The 14,334-nt window shown below is 69.7% G+C and carries 14 protein-coding genes and 1 pseudogene; 3 read left to right on the top strand and 12 right to left on the bottom strand.

Annotation, left to right across the window (positions count from 1 at the left end):
• Positions 1 to 46 precede the first annotated feature (46 nt).
• The 3 genes from glmM to rplM all read right to left on the bottom strand — a co-directional run bounded on the left by glmM (position 47) and on the right by rplM (position 2,593).
• Positions 47 to 1,393 carry a phosphoglucosamine mutase gene (gene glmM, locus QM714_RS09100; protein WP_415099673.1) on the bottom strand — a complete coding sequence of 449 codons (1,347 nt, stop codon included), beginning with the start codon at positions 1,391 to 1,393 and terminating at the stop codon, positions 47 to 49.
• A 240-nt stretch (positions 1,394 to 1,633) separates the two neighbouring features.
• Positions 1,634 to 2,125 (bottom strand): 30S ribosomal protein S9, encoded by a 492-nt coding sequence (gene rpsI / locus QM714_RS09105; protein ID WP_415099675.1) that lies wholly within the window; start codon positions 2,123 to 2,125, stop codon positions 1,634 to 1,636.
• A gap of 24 nt (positions 2,126 to 2,149) precedes the next feature.
• Complete coding sequence (gene rplM, locus QM714_RS09110; protein WP_415099677.1) at positions 2,150 to 2,593, bottom strand: 50S ribosomal protein L13; 444 nt, start codon at positions 2,591 to 2,593, stop codon at positions 2,150 to 2,152.
• A 329-nt stretch (positions 2,594 to 2,922) separates the two neighbouring features.
• Between rplM and QM714_RS09115 the strand changes: the two genes are divergently transcribed.
• Entirely contained in the window at positions 2,923 to 4,233 is a 1,311-nt protein-coding gene (locus QM714_RS09115; protein WP_415099679.1) for a citrate synthase, read from the top strand.
• On the opposite strand, the gene QM714_RS09120 is transcribed toward QM714_RS09115, so the two are convergent.
• Together QM714_RS09120 and QM714_RS09125 are read right to left on the bottom strand one after the other, a co-directional pair.
• Entirely contained in the window at positions 4,205 to 4,447 is a 243-nt protein-coding gene (locus QM714_RS09120; RefSeq protein ID WP_415101036.1) for an AMP-binding enzyme, read from the bottom strand. The genes QM714_RS09115 and QM714_RS09120 overlap by 29 nt on opposite strands.
• A gap of 163 nt (positions 4,448 to 4,610) precedes the next feature.
• Positions 4,611 to 4,889: pseudogene (locus QM714_RS09125) on the bottom strand (AMP-binding protein); the annotation flags it as partial.
• A gap of 397 nt (positions 4,890 to 5,286) precedes the next feature.
• Between QM714_RS09125 and QM714_RS09130 the strand changes: the two are divergent.
• Positions 5,287 to 6,435, top strand: coding sequence for a S1C family serine protease (locus tag QM714_RS09130; RefSeq protein ID WP_415099681.1), 1,149 nt, complete (start codon positions 5,287 to 5,289; stop codon positions 6,433 to 6,435).
• A gap of 81 nt (positions 6,436 to 6,516) precedes the next feature.
• Here the strand turns inward: QM714_RS09130 and QM714_RS09135 are convergent, their stop codons facing one another.
• A complete protein-coding gene (locus tag QM714_RS09135) occupies positions 6,517 to 7,221 on the bottom strand; it encodes an FMN-binding negative transcriptional regulator (protein ID WP_415099683.1) in 705 nt (234 codons plus the stop codon).
• Positions 7,222 to 7,287: 66 nt separating this feature from the next.
• On the opposite strand from QM714_RS09135, the gene QM714_RS09140 reads away from it, so the two are divergent.
• Complete coding sequence (locus tag QM714_RS09140) at positions 7,288 to 8,784, top strand: amidohydrolase (protein WP_415099685.1); 1,497 nt, start codon at positions 7,288 to 7,290, stop codon at positions 8,782 to 8,784.
• A 27-nt stretch (positions 8,785 to 8,811) separates the two neighbouring features.
• On the opposite strand, the gene QM714_RS09145 is transcribed toward QM714_RS09140, so the two are convergent.
• The 6 genes from QM714_RS09145 to menC all read right to left on the bottom strand — a co-directional run bounded on the left by QM714_RS09145 (position 8,812) and on the right by menC (position 14,322).
• Positions 8,812 to 9,627 (bottom strand): ABC transporter ATP-binding protein, encoded by an 816-nt coding sequence (locus QM714_RS09145; RefSeq protein WP_415099687.1) that lies wholly within the window; start codon positions 9,625 to 9,627, stop codon positions 8,812 to 8,814.
• 20 nt (positions 9,628 to 9,647) lie between these two features.
• Positions 9,648 to 10,646 (bottom strand): FecCD family ABC transporter permease, encoded by a 999-nt coding sequence (locus tag QM714_RS09150; RefSeq protein ID WP_415099689.1) that lies wholly within the window; start codon positions 10,644 to 10,646, stop codon positions 9,648 to 9,650.
• A gap of 74 nt (positions 10,647 to 10,720) precedes the next feature.
• A complete protein-coding gene (locus tag QM714_RS09155; RefSeq protein ID WP_415099691.1) occupies positions 10,721 to 11,791 on the bottom strand; it encodes a FecCD family ABC transporter permease in 1,071 nt (356 codons plus the stop codon).
• The gene (locus tag QM714_RS09160) at positions 11,788 to 11,931 is read right to left on the bottom strand and encodes a hypothetical protein (protein WP_415099693.1); all 144 of its coding nucleotides are present in this window, start codon (positions 11,929 to 11,931) and stop codon (positions 11,788 to 11,790) included. Before QM714_RS09160 ends, QM714_RS09155 begins: the two co-directional genes overlap by 4 nt.
• Positions 11,894 to 13,207, bottom strand: coding sequence for a serine hydrolase domain-containing protein (locus tag QM714_RS09165; RefSeq protein WP_415099695.1), 1,314 nt, complete (start codon positions 13,205 to 13,207; stop codon positions 11,894 to 11,896). Before QM714_RS09165 ends, QM714_RS09160 begins: the two co-directional genes overlap by 38 nt.
• Positions 13,204 to 14,322, bottom strand: coding sequence for an o-succinylbenzoate synthase (menC, locus tag QM714_RS09170; RefSeq protein WP_415099697.1), 1,119 nt, complete (start codon positions 14,320 to 14,322; stop codon positions 13,204 to 13,206). Before menC ends, QM714_RS09165 begins: the two co-directional genes overlap by 4 nt.
• Between the last annotated feature and the right edge of the window lie 12 nt (positions 14,323 to 14,334).

The raw sequence follows: 14,334 nt of genomic DNA on the forward strand, positions 1-14,334 counted from the left end.
GGTGAGCAGGGTTCGACTGACCCTATCGGGTGCCTCCCCCCAACGCTCAGAGGCCGAGCTGCTCCTTCACCACGGTGGCCAGGCGATCGGCCACCGCCTGGGCCTGGCCCGGTGTGGGTGCTTCGACCATGACTCGGACCAGCTGCTCGGTGCCGGAGGGGCGGAGCAGCACCCGCCCCGACTCGCCCAACGCGGCCTCCTCGGCAAAGACCGCGGCCGAGAGGACGGGATCCGCCGCGGCGCGGACCTTGTCGACGTCGGGCACGTTGACCAGCACCTGCGGCAGCCGGGTCACCACCGCGGCGAGGTCGCGCAGGGACCGTCCGGTGGTGGCCATCCGCTCCAGCACCTGCAGGGCGGTCAAGATGCCGTCGCCGGTGGTGGCGTGGTCGCTGAGGATGACGTGACCGGACTGTTCGCCACCGAGGGAGAACCCGGCGGCCTTCATCGCCTCCAGCACATAGCGGTCGCCGACCTTGGTGCGGTGCACCTCGACACCGTGTGCGCGCATGGCCTGCAGGAAGCCCAGGTTGCTCATCACGGTGGTGACCACCGTGTCGTAGGCGAGCCGACCCGACTCGTGCATCGAGAGCGCGAGGACTGCCATGATCTGGTCACCGTCGACGACGTTGCCTTCGTGGTCGACGGCCAGACACCGGTCGGCGTCACCATCGAAGGCGAAGCCGACGTCGGCGCCGTCCTTGACCACGGCCGCCTGCAGCGCCTCGAGGTGGGTGGAGCCGCAGCGGTCGTTGATGTTGAGGCCGTCGGGCTGGGCATGGATGGCGGTCACATCCGCACCGGCGCCGGTCAGTGCCAGCGGGCCGGCCTGCCAGGCGGCGCCCTCGGCGCAGTCGATGACGACCCGGATGCTGGCGAGGGGGTGTTCGATGGTGCGGACCAGGTGGGCGGCGTACTCCTCGACCGCAGTCGGGTGGGTGTCGACCCGGCCAACGCCGGCGCCGGTCGGGAGCGCCCAGGTCTCGCTGAGGCGCTGCTCGATGGCGATCTCGGCGGCATCGTCGAGCTTGTGTCCGCCTCGGGCGAGGAACTTGATGCCGTTGTCGGGCATCGGGTTGTGCGAGGCCGAGAGCACCACACCCAGATCGGCGTCCAGGGTGCCGGTGAGGTAGGCGACGCCCGGTGTCGGCAACACGCCGAGGAGCAGGACGTCGACACCGGCCGAGGCCAGCCCGGCGACGACCGCGGCTTCGAGGAACTGTCCAGAGACCCGGGTGTCCCGCCCGACCACGGCCAACGGCCGGTGGCCAGCGAAATCGCCGCGGTCGCTCAGCACATAAGCGGCAGCGACCGACAGCCCGGTGGCCAGCTCAGCGGTGAGATCACCGTTGGCCAGGCCCCGGACTCCGTCGGTGCCGAAGAGTCGCCCCATTCAGCAACCGTCCAGCCAGGTGCCCGGCTCGCCGGAGTGCATGGCAAGGCGGAGGAGAGAAGGCGGCCTTTGTGCGGAGCGCAGCGGAGCGGCCGTCGACCGACGACAACGCAGCCAGGTGCCCGGCTCGCCGGAGTGCATGGCAAGGCGGAGGAGAGAAGGCGGCCTTTGTGCGGAGCGCAGCGGAGCGGCCGTCGACCGACGACAACGCAGCCAGGTGCCCGGCACGGGGTGTCCCGATCAGCGCTTGCTGTACTGGGGAGCCTTACGAGCCTTCTTCAGACCGGCCTTCTTGCGCTCGATGACCCGGGCGTCCCGGGTGAGCAGGCCGGCCTTCTTCAGCGCGGGGCGGTTGGCGTCGGCGTCCACCGCGTTGAGCGCACGGGCAACGCCCAGGCGCAGCGCGCCCGCCTGGCCGGTGATGCCACCGCCGTGGATGCGCGCCACGACGTCGAAGCGGCCCTCCAGCCCGGTCGTCACGAACGGCTCGTTGACGACCTGCTGGTGCAGCTTGTTGGGGAAGTAGGAGTCGAGGGTGCGCCCGTTGAGGCGCCACTGACCGGTGCCGGGCATGATCCGCACGCGGGCCACGGCCTCCTTGCGGCGGCCGGTGGCCGACGCCGGGGCGATGGTGGCGGGCTTGAGCGGAGCGTCAGCGGACGGCGAGCTCTCGGAGGTGTAGGTGACCCCCTGCTCGTTCGTCTCGTAGGTCTCGTCGGTGTTCTCAGTCACGAAAAAAGTCCTTCTTGGCGCGAGTTACTGGGAGACCTGGGTGATCTCGAACGGCTTGGCCTGCTGGGCCGCGTGAGGATGCTCGGAGCCGGCGTAGACCTTGAGCTTCTTCAGCATCTGACGACCGAGCTTGTTCTTGGGGAGCATGCCCCAGACAGCCTTCTCGATCGCCTTGCGGGAGTCCTTGTCGAGCAGCTCGCCGTACGGCGTCGCGGTGAGACCACCGGGGTAGCCGGAGTGGCGGTAGGCCATCTTGGTGGCCCGCTTGTTGCCCGACAGGGAGACCTTGTCGGCGTTGACGACGATGACGAAGTCACCGGTGTCGACATGGGGGGCGAAGATCGCCTTGTGCTTGCCGCGGAGCAGGTTCGCGACCTGGACCGCCAGTCGCCCGAGGCGGACGTCGGTGGCGTCGATGACGTACCACTCGCGCTGGACGTCGCCAGGCTTGGGGCTGTACGTGCGCACGGTTGAGCCTCATTCGTTCGTGGTTGCCCAGTCAGGCGGATGCACCGGCCGGGTGATGCTGCTACGACTTCTGACGAACACTGCCCGGCTTGGCGTCCGGGTCTGCACCGTCCCTCACACGTCGACACGGCGCGGCAGGAGTCGCGACCGTCAAGACTACGCGGGGGGCGACAGCGGGGTCAAAACCGCGGCGTACGACGCCCGTGCCGCCTGGCATCGACGGCTCATCCCTCACACCCGACCGGCCCGTTCGCTCCCACGCCGACTACGTTAGGGGGATCACACCGTGATGCACCCCTCGACATCATCGACGCGACGAAGGAGCCGGCGTGACCGACGAAACGGCCTCCGGGACCCCCTCGCTCACTGTGCGTGACAATCGCACCGGGCGCGAGTACGAGCTTCCCATCACCGACGGCACCATCAAGGCCAGCGACCTGACCCAGATCCGGTTGAACGACGAGGACGGCGGCCTGGCGGCGTACGACCCCGGCTTCGTCAACACCGCATCGTGCCGGTCGTCGATCACCTACATCGACGGCGACCACGGGATCTTGGAGTATCGCGGCTACCCGATCGAGCAACTGGCCGAGAAGTCGTCGTTCCTCGAGGTGGCCTATCTCCTGATCCACGGTGACCTGCCCACTCGTGAGGAGTACGACGAGTGGGTGCACCAGATCACCTACCACACCTTCGTCCACGAGAACGTCAAAGGCTTCATGCAGGGGTTCCGCTACGACGCCCACCCGATGGGGATGCTGATGGCATCCGTGGGTGCGCTCTCGACGTTCTACCCCGAGAGCCGCAATATCACCGATCCGCAGGTCCGCGACATCCAGATCGTGCGGATGATCGCCAAACTCCCCACGCTCGGGGCGTGGGCGTTCCGGCACGCACAGGGCAAGCCCTACGTCTACCCCGACAACGAGCTGTCCTACACCGCCAACTTCCTCGCGATGCTGTTCAAGATGAGCGAGCAGAAGTACGAAGCGGATCCGCGGTTGGTGCACGCGCTGGACGTGCTGTTCATCCTGCACGCCGACCACGAGCAGAACTGCTCGACCAACGCGGTGCGGTCGGTGGGCTCCTCCCAGGTCGACCCCTACTCCGCCGTCGCGGCCGGCATCGCTGCGCTCTACGGCCCGTTGCACGGTGGTGCCAACGAGGCGGTGCTGCGAATGCTGCGCCGGATCGGGTCGATGGAGAACATCCCCGCGTTCATCGAGGGGGTCAAGGCCGGCAACGAGCGGCTGATGGGCTTCGGCCACCGGGTCTACAAGAACTACGACCCCCGCGCGAAGATCATCAAGCAGGCGGCCGAGGACGTCTTCGAGGTCACCGGGGTCAACCCGCTGCTCAAGATCGCCCAGGAGCTGGAGCGCATCGCTCTCGAGGACGAGTACTTCGTGACCCGCAAGCTCTACCCCAACGTCGACTTCTACTCCGGTCTGATCTACGAGGCACTCGAGTTCCCACCCGAGATGTTCACGGTCCTATTCGCCATCGGCCGCGCGCCCGGGTGGCTGGCCCAGTGGCTCGAGCTGGTGCAGGACAAGGAGCAGAAGATCGCCCGGCCGAAGCAGATCTACACCGGCCAGCGGACCATCCCGTTCACCCCGGCCGTCGAGCGCTGGGCCTGACCGGCACTCGGCGTGGACCCCTGACGCAGGTGACCTCGACGAGCTGGCTCTGCTGGTCGTCGGGCACTCCGATGATGGCGACCTCCGTCACAGCCGGGTGCTCGGCGAGGACGCGCTCGATCTCCGGGGAGTAGATGTTCTCCCCGCCACTGATGATCATGTCCTTGAGCCGGTCCTCGATGAACACGAACCCTTCGTCGTCGACCTTGCCCATGTCGCCGGTCCGGAACCAGCCGTTCGGGATGCTCCTCCTCGTGGTGGGCCTCGGGCATCAGGTGGGTGGCGACGCCGGCGACCTTGGTGAGTCCGTAGACCTGGATGAAGTCGGTGTCCGGCCAGGCCTCGATCGCCGCCCGCAGCAGTGGCAGCGGCATCGACACCATCGACTTGTCGCCCAGCTCGAACTCCCAGCCCTCGTTGGCGTTCACGGCGTGTTGGACCATGTTGGCGTGGGTCAGCATGACCCCCTTGGGCCGGCCGGTGGTCCCGGAGGAGTACATCACCAGGCAGACGTCGTCCGGATCGGTCTCGTCTGGGCGAGCAAGCGGCTCGGCACCGGCGACCAGGGCTTCGTACTCGTCGCCCTCTGTTCGGTCCGGGCTCACCTCCACGATGTGCTCGACGTTCGGCAGCTTGTCGCGGATCGAGTCGACCATGGCATCAGCTCGCTGCCGACGAAGACCACCCGGGCGCCTGAGTCGTTGACCGTGTAGGTCACTGCCTCACCCTTCTGGGGTGTGCTCGGCCCACCAGGTCGGTCGGTCGGCTCCCGGTTTCCGTTCACCTCCCAGGGCCGCGTGGAATTTCGCGGGCACCCAGCGCCGACTCAGCCTCCTCACAGCGTCCGTCGCGAGGATGGGGACCATGCCTGACGAGAGTGTCCCTCCCCCCGTGCCCTCCCCCGAAAGCCCCGATCACACGCAGCCGATCAACACGCCGGCTGGCTGGCCCGCCCAGCCCCCCGCACCGGCTCCGTCGACGGGCCAGCCAACCTACGGCGGCCAGCCTCCTCGGCATCAGCCCAGCGCTGGCCAACCGCCGCACGGCGGTGGCATGCCACCGACCTACACCCAGCCGATCCCTGCCGCCCCGGAGCCCCGTCGCAAGCGGGCCGGTGCGTTGGCAGCGGGTGTCGTCGCCGTCTCCCTCGTGGCTGGTGCCGGCGCCGGCGTGGGTGGTGCGGCGCTGTGGACCTCCACCCACGACTCGGGTTCGGCGAGTGCGACGAGCGCAGAACCGGCCGTCCACCAGGGTTCGGCCCCCGCGAGCGGATCGGTCGAGGACGTGGCCGCCGCTGTGCTGCCCTCGGTCGTCAAGATCGACGTGTCCGGTGCACAGGAATCGGGCTCCGGGTCGGGCATCATCTTGAGCGCCGACGGAGAGATCCTCACCAACAACCACGTGGTCGAAGTGGCGGGTAGCAGCGGCTCCATCGAGGTGCTCTTCAACGACGGGTCGCACGCGTCGGCGCGCGTGCTCGGCACCGACCCGCTCACCGACACCGCCGTGATCAAGGCCGAGGGCGTCAGCGGACTCAGTCCGGCGACCATCGGTCAGTCCTCCCAACTGCGCGTCGGTCAGCAGGTGGTGGCGATCGGCTCACCGTTCGGCCTGCAGTCGACGGTGACCAGCGGCATCGTCAGTGCGCTGAACCGGCCGGTCAACGTGGGCACCGACGAGCAGGGCAACGCGACGACGTATCCCGCGATCCAGACCGACGCGGCGATCAACCCGGGCAACAGTGGTGGCCCGTTGGTCGACATGAACGGCGACGTCGTCGGCATCAACTCCTCGATCAAGACGACCGGGAGCAGCGAGAGCGAGTCCGGCTCCATCGGCCTCGGCTTCGCGATCCCGATCGACGAGGTGATGCCGATCATCGACCAGATGGCCAAGGGCGCGACCCCGACCCACGCGAAGATGGGTGTCAGCGTCACCGATGTCACCGGTGGCTCCACCCAGCTGCTCCAAGAGGGCGCTCAGGTCGGCAGCGTGACCGAGGGCTCGGCCGCCGCCGAGGCCGGGCTCAAGGCCGGGGACGTGATCACCAAGGTCGGCGACAACCAGATCACCAGCGCGGACTCCCTGGTCGCCACGATCCGGTCCTACCGCCCCGGCGACAAGGTCAAGGTGACCTGGGAGCGCGACGGCAAGGAGCAGTCCGCCGAGATCACCTTGGACTCCGACGCCACCGCATCTTGATCTGGCAAGCATCCTGATCGGACGCAACCGCGGAACTGGCCGGCCCTACTTGCTGGGGCCGGCCAGTTCCACTGACGCAGGTCAGGCGCGCGGTCGGAAGTCGCCGTTGTCGTCGTAGCGCGCCCGCATCATCCGGGCCGCCTCGCAGGCGTGCTCCCCGCCGGCCGCCTCGAGGCCCGCAATGGTGCCGAGCCGGTCGCCGGGGGTGCGGTTCTGCCCCATCTTGACCTTGGCGTCGAGCCAGTCGATCGGCAGCTCGAAGGCCTGTAGCTCGTCGAGCAGCTCACCGATCCGGTTCCGCGCCCACTCGTCGGGGCGCCAGGTGGCCTGCTGCTCGGGGGTGTGCGCCTCGTGGATGGAGACGAGCGTCATCAGGTGCCGGCGCACCGCTTGCTCGTCGTCGAACGGACGGGCACGTCCCTCGACCTCCACAGCACCGAAGTTGTACGTCGGCAGCCCGCGGTCGGCGTACAGCGTCGGGCTGACGTAGGTGACCGGTCCGAGGAAGGCCATCCGTAACCGTTCGCCCGCACGCAGGGACGCCGCGATCGGGTCGACTGCCGCGACGTGGCCGACCAGAGTGCCGAGCGGACCCACGTCACGACGCAGCTCGATCGGCACGAAGGCCAACGCCAGCTCGGGTTCGGTGACGATGAGCACCGCGAACGGCCATCGCTCGATCAGCGCGTGGATCTCCGCGAGGTCCTCGGGACGGTAGTCGTCGTTGACGTACACCCAGCCATCCTGCCCGACCTGACCGCTGAGGAACTTCGTCGGATCGGCCAAGCGTGCGGGCGCGAATCAGTGGCTCTGCCACATGTGGGAGACCCAGAGCACCGACATCCTGAGGCGGTGACTGCCGATGCCGATCTTCCCTCTCCGACCGTTCTGCGCCGAGCCCGTGTCGTGGGCTCCGACGGGGCGTTGGAGGACCTCGTCATCGAGGCGGGCCGGCTGGTCGCCCGACGTCCACACGATTCGAGTGCTGCCGATCAGGGCGACCCCGTGGACCTGGACGGACGGTTCGTGCTGGCCGGCCTCTGGGATGCGCACGTCCACTTCGACCAGTGGGCGACCGCGGAGCTGCAGCTCGACCTCTCGGGCACGCGGTCGGCCGGAGAGGCGGTCGCCCGAGTCGCGGAACGCGTGGCGGAGCATCCCGCGGGGGACGACGTACTGGTCGGCTACGGCTTCCGGGACGGCCTGTGGCCAGACGCACCGACCCTGACCGCGCTCGACGCGGTCTCGGGCGTGACTCCCGTGGCGCTGGTGAGCGGCGACCTGCACTGCGTGTGGCTCAACAGCGCCGCCTTCGGCCGACTCGGTGTCGAGCCGCGCCCGGAAGGCCTCCTGCGCGAGAAGGAGAGCGAACAGGCCGTGGGACAGCTATGGACCACGACGCCGGAGGCCAGCGATGCTCGCGCTGTCACCGCCGCGTCCGCGGCGGCAGCGCGGGGAGTGGTGGGCATCGTGGAGTTCGAGCGGGCCCGCAACCTGGAGGTCTGGACTCGCCGTCATCACGGTGGGCTGACCTCCTTGCGGGTGGAGTGCGCGTTCTATCCTCCGGACCTCGGCTGGGCACTCGGCCAAGGTCTCCGCACGGGCGAACCGGTTCCCGCCACCGACGGTCTGGTCCGGATGGGACCGCTGAAGGTGATGACCGACGGCTCCCTGAACACCCGCACGGCCTACTGCCACGATCCCTACCCAGGGCTCACCGGACCGCATGCATGCGGCCTGTTGGAGGTGGCACCCGAGCAGCTGGAGACGCTGATGGCCCGAGCCCGCGACCGCGGCATCACGGCAGCTATCCACGCGATCGGCGACCGGGCAAACACGCTGGTGCTCGACGTCTTCGAGCGGCTCGGCGCAACCGGAAGCATCGAGCATGCGCAGCTGCTCGACGCCGCCGACCTCGCCCGCTTCGCTCGACTCGGCGTGACCGCGAGCGTGCAGCCCGCCCACGTGCTCGACGATCGGGACGTGGCCGACCATCACTGGGCGGGTCGGACCGGTCGCGCGTTCCCCTTCGCCGACCTCGCTCGAGCCGGAGCCACGCTCGCCCTGGGCTCGGACGCACCCGTCTCGCCGCTCGACCCGTGGGTCACCATCGCCGCAGCCGTGCACCGCAGTGCCGACGACCGTCCACCGTGGCATCCCGAGCAGCAGCTCAGCATCATCCAGGCGTTGACCTGGTCGACCCGCGGTGGGCCTGCACCGGTGGTCGGCACACCCGCCGACCTGGTCGTCGTCGACCGGGATCCGCTCACCAGCACCCCCGCGGAGCTCGCGACGATGCCGGTCCACGCCACCCTCCTCGGCGGCCGCTGGACCTGGCGCGCCGAGTGAAGGGTGCTCGGACCCAACCCCGCACCACTAGACCAGCGGCACCCTGGCGGCGGGGATGACGATCGGGGTGTGCGACTCCGGGTCCTCGATGATCCGGCAGGGCAGGTCGAAGGTCTGCTCGATCAGCTCGGCGGTGACGATGTCACGAGGCAGACCCTGGGCGAGGATCGCGCCGTCCCGCATCACGATCAGGTGGCTGGCATAGCGGGCAGCGTGGTTGAGCTCGTGCATCACCACCACGATCGTGCGGCCACCGCGCTCGTGCAACTCGGCGCAGAGGTCGAGCACCTCGATCTGGTGGCCGATGTCGAGGTAGGTGGTGGGCTCGTCGAGGAGCAGTAGCGGTGTGTCCTGGGCGAGCGCCATCGCGAGCCACACGCGCTGCCGCTGACCGCCGGAGAGCTCGTCGACATAGCGTGACGCGAGCGCCGTGACGTTGGTCTGCTCCATCGCCCAGCCGACCGCGACGTCGTCCTCGCGCGACCACTGGCGCAGGAAGCCCTGGTGCGGGAAGCGACCGCGCGCGATCAGGTCGGCCACCGTGATGCCGTCGGGGGCGATCGAGGTCTGCGGGAGCAGGCCGAGCCGACGGGCGACCTCCTTGGTGTGATAGGTCGAGATGTCGGCGCCGTCGAGCACCACACTGCCGGTCTCGGGCACCAGCAGACGAGCAAGCGAGCGCAGCAACGTCGACTTCCCGCAGGCGTTCGGCCCGATCACCATCGTCAACGAGCCATCGGGCACGGACACCGAGAGCTGCTCGGCGACCACCCGGTCGCCGTATCGCAGACAGAGATCGTGCGCGTGGAGGCGGTCGGTGCCCTCGGTCGGTGACACGGCCATCTGGTTCTCCCGTCGGGTGGTCAGAAACGGTTGGTCTTGTTCTGGCGGAACAGCAGCCAGGCGAGGTAGATCCCGCCGATGCACAGCGTCGCGATCCCGACCGGGAACTGGATGTCCGGCCAGAGCCGCTGACCGGCGAGATCACTGAGCACGAGGAGGAACGCACCCATCAGGGCGGAGGGAAGCACGGCCAGCGGTCCGCCGGTGAGCCGGCGCATGATCTGCGGAGCGGCCAGGGCCACGAACGAGATCGGACCGCCAGCGGCGACCGCACCCGCGCACAGCATGGTGCCGACGCCGAGAAGCCAGCGGCGGCTCGGCTCGACTGGGACACCGAGCGCCTGCGCGGTGTCGTCGCCCATCTCAAGCATCCGCATCCGGCCGGACAGCACCATCCCGGCCGGGAGCATCAGCCCGGTCACGGCCCCGATGATCACGACGTGGCCCCAGTCACGGCCGTTGAGGCTGCCCACCAACCAGACGTAGGCGTCCTGAGCGTCCTGCAGGCGGGCACGGAGCAGGAGGTAGGACACCACCGACTCCAAGATGGCACTGATGCCGATCCCGACCAGGATCAACCGGAACCCTTGGACACCCTTGCGATAGGCAAGCAGATAGACCGCGGCCGAGGTGACGAAGCCGCCGACCATCGCGCCGCCGGTGACCCCGGCGTCCCCTCCGTGCAGCACCAAGATGACGAGCACGGCCCCCACGGAGGCACCCATGGTGAAGCCCATCACGTCCGGACTGCCCAGCGGGTTGCGAGTCAGCGACTGGAAGATCGCGCCACTGGCACCCAGCGCCAGACCGATCAACGCGGCGGTAACGACCCGGGGCAGCCGCAGCGTGTAGATCGTGAACTCCTCACCCGGACTGCCGTGGCCGCTGAGGGTGCTGAGCACGTCCCGGGGCGACATCGGGTAGTCCCCGACGCAGAGCTGGACCAGCACCAGACCGAGCACGGCGAGGGTGACCAGGAGGCAGGCGACGATGGTGCGGCGCTGCAGTCGGACCGACACCCGGCCCGTCTGCAAGGTCCGGAACGAGGGAGCGACAGGGCCGGGTGGGGCGACCGGTCGACGGTCCACGGAGGTCACAGCTCGGCCATCCGGCGTCGGCGGACGAGTGCGATGAAGACCGGTGCGCCGACGGCGGCGGTGACGATCGAGGTGCCGATCTCGCCCGGGCGGGCGAGCAGTCGTCCGGTGACGTCAGCGGCGAGCATCAGTGCCGGCCCGGCGACCAGACAGTAGGGAAGCAACCATCGGTGGTCGGGGCCGGTGAAGCTGCGCACCATGTGCGGCACCACGAGGCCGACGAAGCCGATCGGCCCCACCGCGGCAGTGGCGGCACCGCACAGCAGGGTGGTGGCGACCACGCCGAGCACGCGGGTGCGAGCCACGTGTGCGCCCAACCCGCGTGCGGCGTCGTCGCCCAGGGCGAGCGCGTTGAGCGAGCGAGCCAACCCCAGCGACATGACCACCCCGACGGCGATGAACGGCAGCACCTGGGTGACGACCTGCCCGTTGCGATCAGCAAGCGTGCCGACGCTCCAGGAGCGGAAGCCGTTGAACGCGTGCGGCGAGACCAGCACGATCGCAGAGATCAACCCCGTCAACACCGCGGAGATCGCCGCGCCGGCGAGGGCCAACCGGGCCGGACTCACTCCCGCCTGGCCGGCCGAGCCCAAGCCGTAGGCCATCAGCGTGGCGATGCTCGCCCCCACCAGGGCGAACCAGACGTAGCCGCTGAGAGTCTCGATGCTGAAGAAAGCCATCGCGATCACCACTGCCAGCGAGGCGCCCGCGTTGACGCCGAGGATCCCCGGGTCGGCGAGCGGGTTGCGGCTCAGCGCCTGCATCAGCGCGCCGGCCAGCCCGAGGGCGGCGCCGGCGAGGATGCCGAGCACGGTCCTGGGCACCCGGAGATGCCGCACGATCACGTCCACGTCGCCGCCGCCACCGTGGACCAGGGCGCGCCACACCTCACCGGGAGCGATGTCCTCGGCTCCGAACGCGAGGCTCGCGGCCACCAAGGCGAGCAGCACCAGCACCGCCCCGACCAGACCGATCGCGAGCCCCGGTCGAGACGGAGCCAGCGACCGAGCCGGTCCGGCGTCTGCCTGCACGTCGGCGGCGGTGCCGACACTGGTCTTGATGCTCATGTCGGCACCAGCTCGCACCAGTGACTCAGGCAGTTGCCGACCCGGTCGCCGGCCTCGTCGGTCTTGAGGGCGCGCGCCGCCCCGCGGAGCACACCGTGGTCCTCATCGAACGCGAGCTCCAGCTCGGGGCTCTGCACCATCGCGTCCGGAGTCGGCAGCTGATGGTCGACAGCCAACTCGATCGCGGTCGGTCGTTCGTCGTACGGCGGCGCCAGGACGGCTGGTAGCGGTCCAGCAGCGCCCAGCTCGACGGTGGTGGCGCCGTCGTCGGCCACGGTGAGGGTGAGCGGCACCGGCCCGGCGTACGTCGTCACGGCTCCGCTCCACCGGCCCGCCGGGAGAGGCGGATCTTGCAGCGGAGCTTCCCGACGCGGGAGGCCATCCGGGCAGCGCGGCGGTGAGCAACTCGTCGCGCATGACGCGGGCGTGCGTAAGCGAATCGGTCCGGTTGACCGTGACCGCGATCGATAGCCCGAGCGTGGGCACCACGGTGACCATCGCGCCCACCCCGCACATGTCTCCGCCGTGGAGGAGCACCTCGAGATCACCGACGCGGCAGACGTGCCAGCCGAGGCCGTAGTCGCTGCCCGGCGGTGGGCAGACCTGCCGTGGCCGAGACTCCCCTCCGGGGGTGCTCACCAGCCGCCTGGTCGTCTCGTCGAGCAGCGCGCTGGAGGTGCTGTGGGCCAGGCCGAAGCGGGCCAGGTCCGAGGCCGACATCCAGCCCAGTGAGGCCGCACGGTGGGTGGTGTCGATGACCGGATAGGCCACCAGGTTCGCCTCGGAGTAGCGGACCGCTGTCTCGCCGGGCCTGTCGTAGACCGGGCCGAAGTCGGCCGTGCTCAGCCACAACGGTTCGAAGAGCTCGCGCCGCAGCAGCGCGCGAAGTTCGAGACCGGTCGCGGCCTCGAGGAAGGCGCCGGCGGCGGCGTAGCCGAGGTTGGCATATTCGTACGTGGTGCCGGGCGGGCGGAACAGCGTGCCGTAGCGGGCGAATGTCTGCGGGAGCGAGGCCGGTGTCTGGTCGCCGTAGGAGAAGTCGTAGTGGGTGCCGAAGCCGGCGGTGTGGGTGAGCGCCTGCTGCAGCGTCGGGTTGCCCGGGTGCCCGACTCGACCGGGAGGGAGGAGCCACGGCAGCCGGTCGGCTAGCGGTTCGGCGAGGTCGACAACGCCGCGCTCGTGCAGCAGCGCAGCGAGCGTGGCGACGATCGGCTTGGTCGTCGAGGCCAGGAGGTACGCCGTCTCGGGGGTCGCGGGGACCCCGGCCAGGTCGGCCCGCCCGAAGGAGCGGGCGTCGACCTCGTCGCGGCCGGCGTGGGCGACGGCGACGCTGAGCGAGGGCAGCCGGTGCTCGGCGACCAGGCTGGCGGCGAGCTCGGCGACCCGGTCGGTGCTGACCGAGGCGGAGCTGTTCATGTCCCGTCCACCCACCAGGTCTCCACGGTGTAGTCATCGAGTGCGTCCGGATCCGGGAGGGCGCCGAGGCCGGGACCTACCGGGACGGCGACGTGACCGTCGGCATCGAGGGTGACCGGATCGGTCAGATCGCGAGAGTAGAAGCGGTCCGAGGCCGAGGTGTCCCCGGGCAGCGTGAATCCGGGCAGTGCGGCCAGGGCGATGTTGGCCCGCCGCCCAAGACCCGTCTCGAGCATGCCGCCGCACCAGACGGCGACACCGTGGGCGTGCGCTACATCGTGGATCCGCCGAGCCTCCAGGTAGCCGCCGACCCGGCCCGGCTTGATGTTGATGATGCTGGCCGCACCGAGCGCGATCGCATCAGCCGCGGACCGGGCGGAGACGATCGACTCGTCCAGGCAGATCGGGGTGCGGATCAGCCCGGCCAGCCGGGCGTGCTGGCGCAGGTCGTCGTGATGGAGCGGCTGCTCGATGAGCAGCAGGTCGAAGTCGTCCAGGCGGCGCAGGGTCCCGGCGTCGGCAAGGTCGTAGGCCGCGTTCGCGTCGACCTGCAGCAGCAGCTCGTCACCGAACCGCTGCCGCACGGCTCGGACCGGATCGACATCCCAGCCCGGCTGGATCTTGAGCTTGATCCGCAGGTAGCCCTCGTCGATGAAGGCCCCCACCACCTCCAGCAGCGCTGGGATGGTCGGCTGGATCCCGACCGAGACGCCGGCCGGGATCCGCGATCGCGTCGCGCCGAGGAACTGCCCGAACGACTCACCACGCCGGCGCAAGGCGGCGTCGAGGACGGCCATCTCCACGGCAGCCTTGGCCATCGGATGCCCCACGATGGCAGCAAGAACCGGCGCTACCTCCTCTGCCGATTCGACCTGGGCGGCCAGGAGCAGAGGGACCAGGAAGCGGCGCAGCACGTCGACCGCGCCGAGGGCGTATTCACTGGAGTACGTCGGCTCGCGCTCGGCGACGCACTCGCCCCAGCCCTCCCCCTCGGCCCCGACGCAACGGAGCAGCAGGATGTCGCGCTCGGTCGAGACGCCGTTCGAGGTCTGGAACGGCGTCCGCAGCGGCATCCGCACCAGGCGCAGCTCGACCCCCGCGACCAGTCGTCCCATCGCGTCCCGCTC

It is taken from the genome of Nocardioides sp., from assembly GCF_047602075.1.
Taxonomy (GTDB): Bacteria; Actinomycetota; Actinomycetes; order Propionibacteriales; family Nocardioidaceae; genus Nocardioides.

Bases quoted from the DNA above. Each gene is read 5' to 3' on its own strand.
- QM714_RS09145 (WP_415099687.1), bottom strand. From the start codon at position 9,627: ATGGCCGTGTCACCGACCGAGGGCACCGACCGCCTCCACGCGCACGAT.
- QM714_RS09120 (WP_415101036.1), bottom strand. From the start codon at position 4,447: ATGGGCAAGGTCGACGACGAAGGGTTCGTGTTCATCGAGGACCGGCTC.
- glmM (WP_415099673.1), bottom strand. From the start codon at position 1,393: ATGGGGCGACTCTTCGGCACCGACGGAGTCCGGGGCCTGGCCAACGGT.
- QM714_RS09130 (WP_415099681.1), top strand. From the start codon at position 5,287: ATGCCACCGACCTACACCCAGCCGATCCCTGCCGCCCCGGAGCCCCGT.
- QM714_RS09165 (WP_415099695.1), bottom strand. From the start codon at position 13,207: ATGAACAGCTCCGCCTCGGTCAGCACCGACCGGGTCGCCGAGCTCGCC.
- QM714_RS09160 (WP_415099693.1), bottom strand. From the start codon at position 11,931: ATGGTGCAGAGCCCCGAGCTGGAGCTCGCGTTCGATGAGGACCACGGT.
- QM714_RS09155 (WP_415099691.1), bottom strand. From the start codon at position 11,791: ATGAGCATCAAGACCAGTGTCGGCACCGCCGCCGACGTGCAGGCAGAC.
- menC (WP_415099697.1), bottom strand. From the start codon at position 14,322: ATGGGACGACTGGTCGCGGGGGTCGAGCTGCGCCTGGTGCGGATGCCG.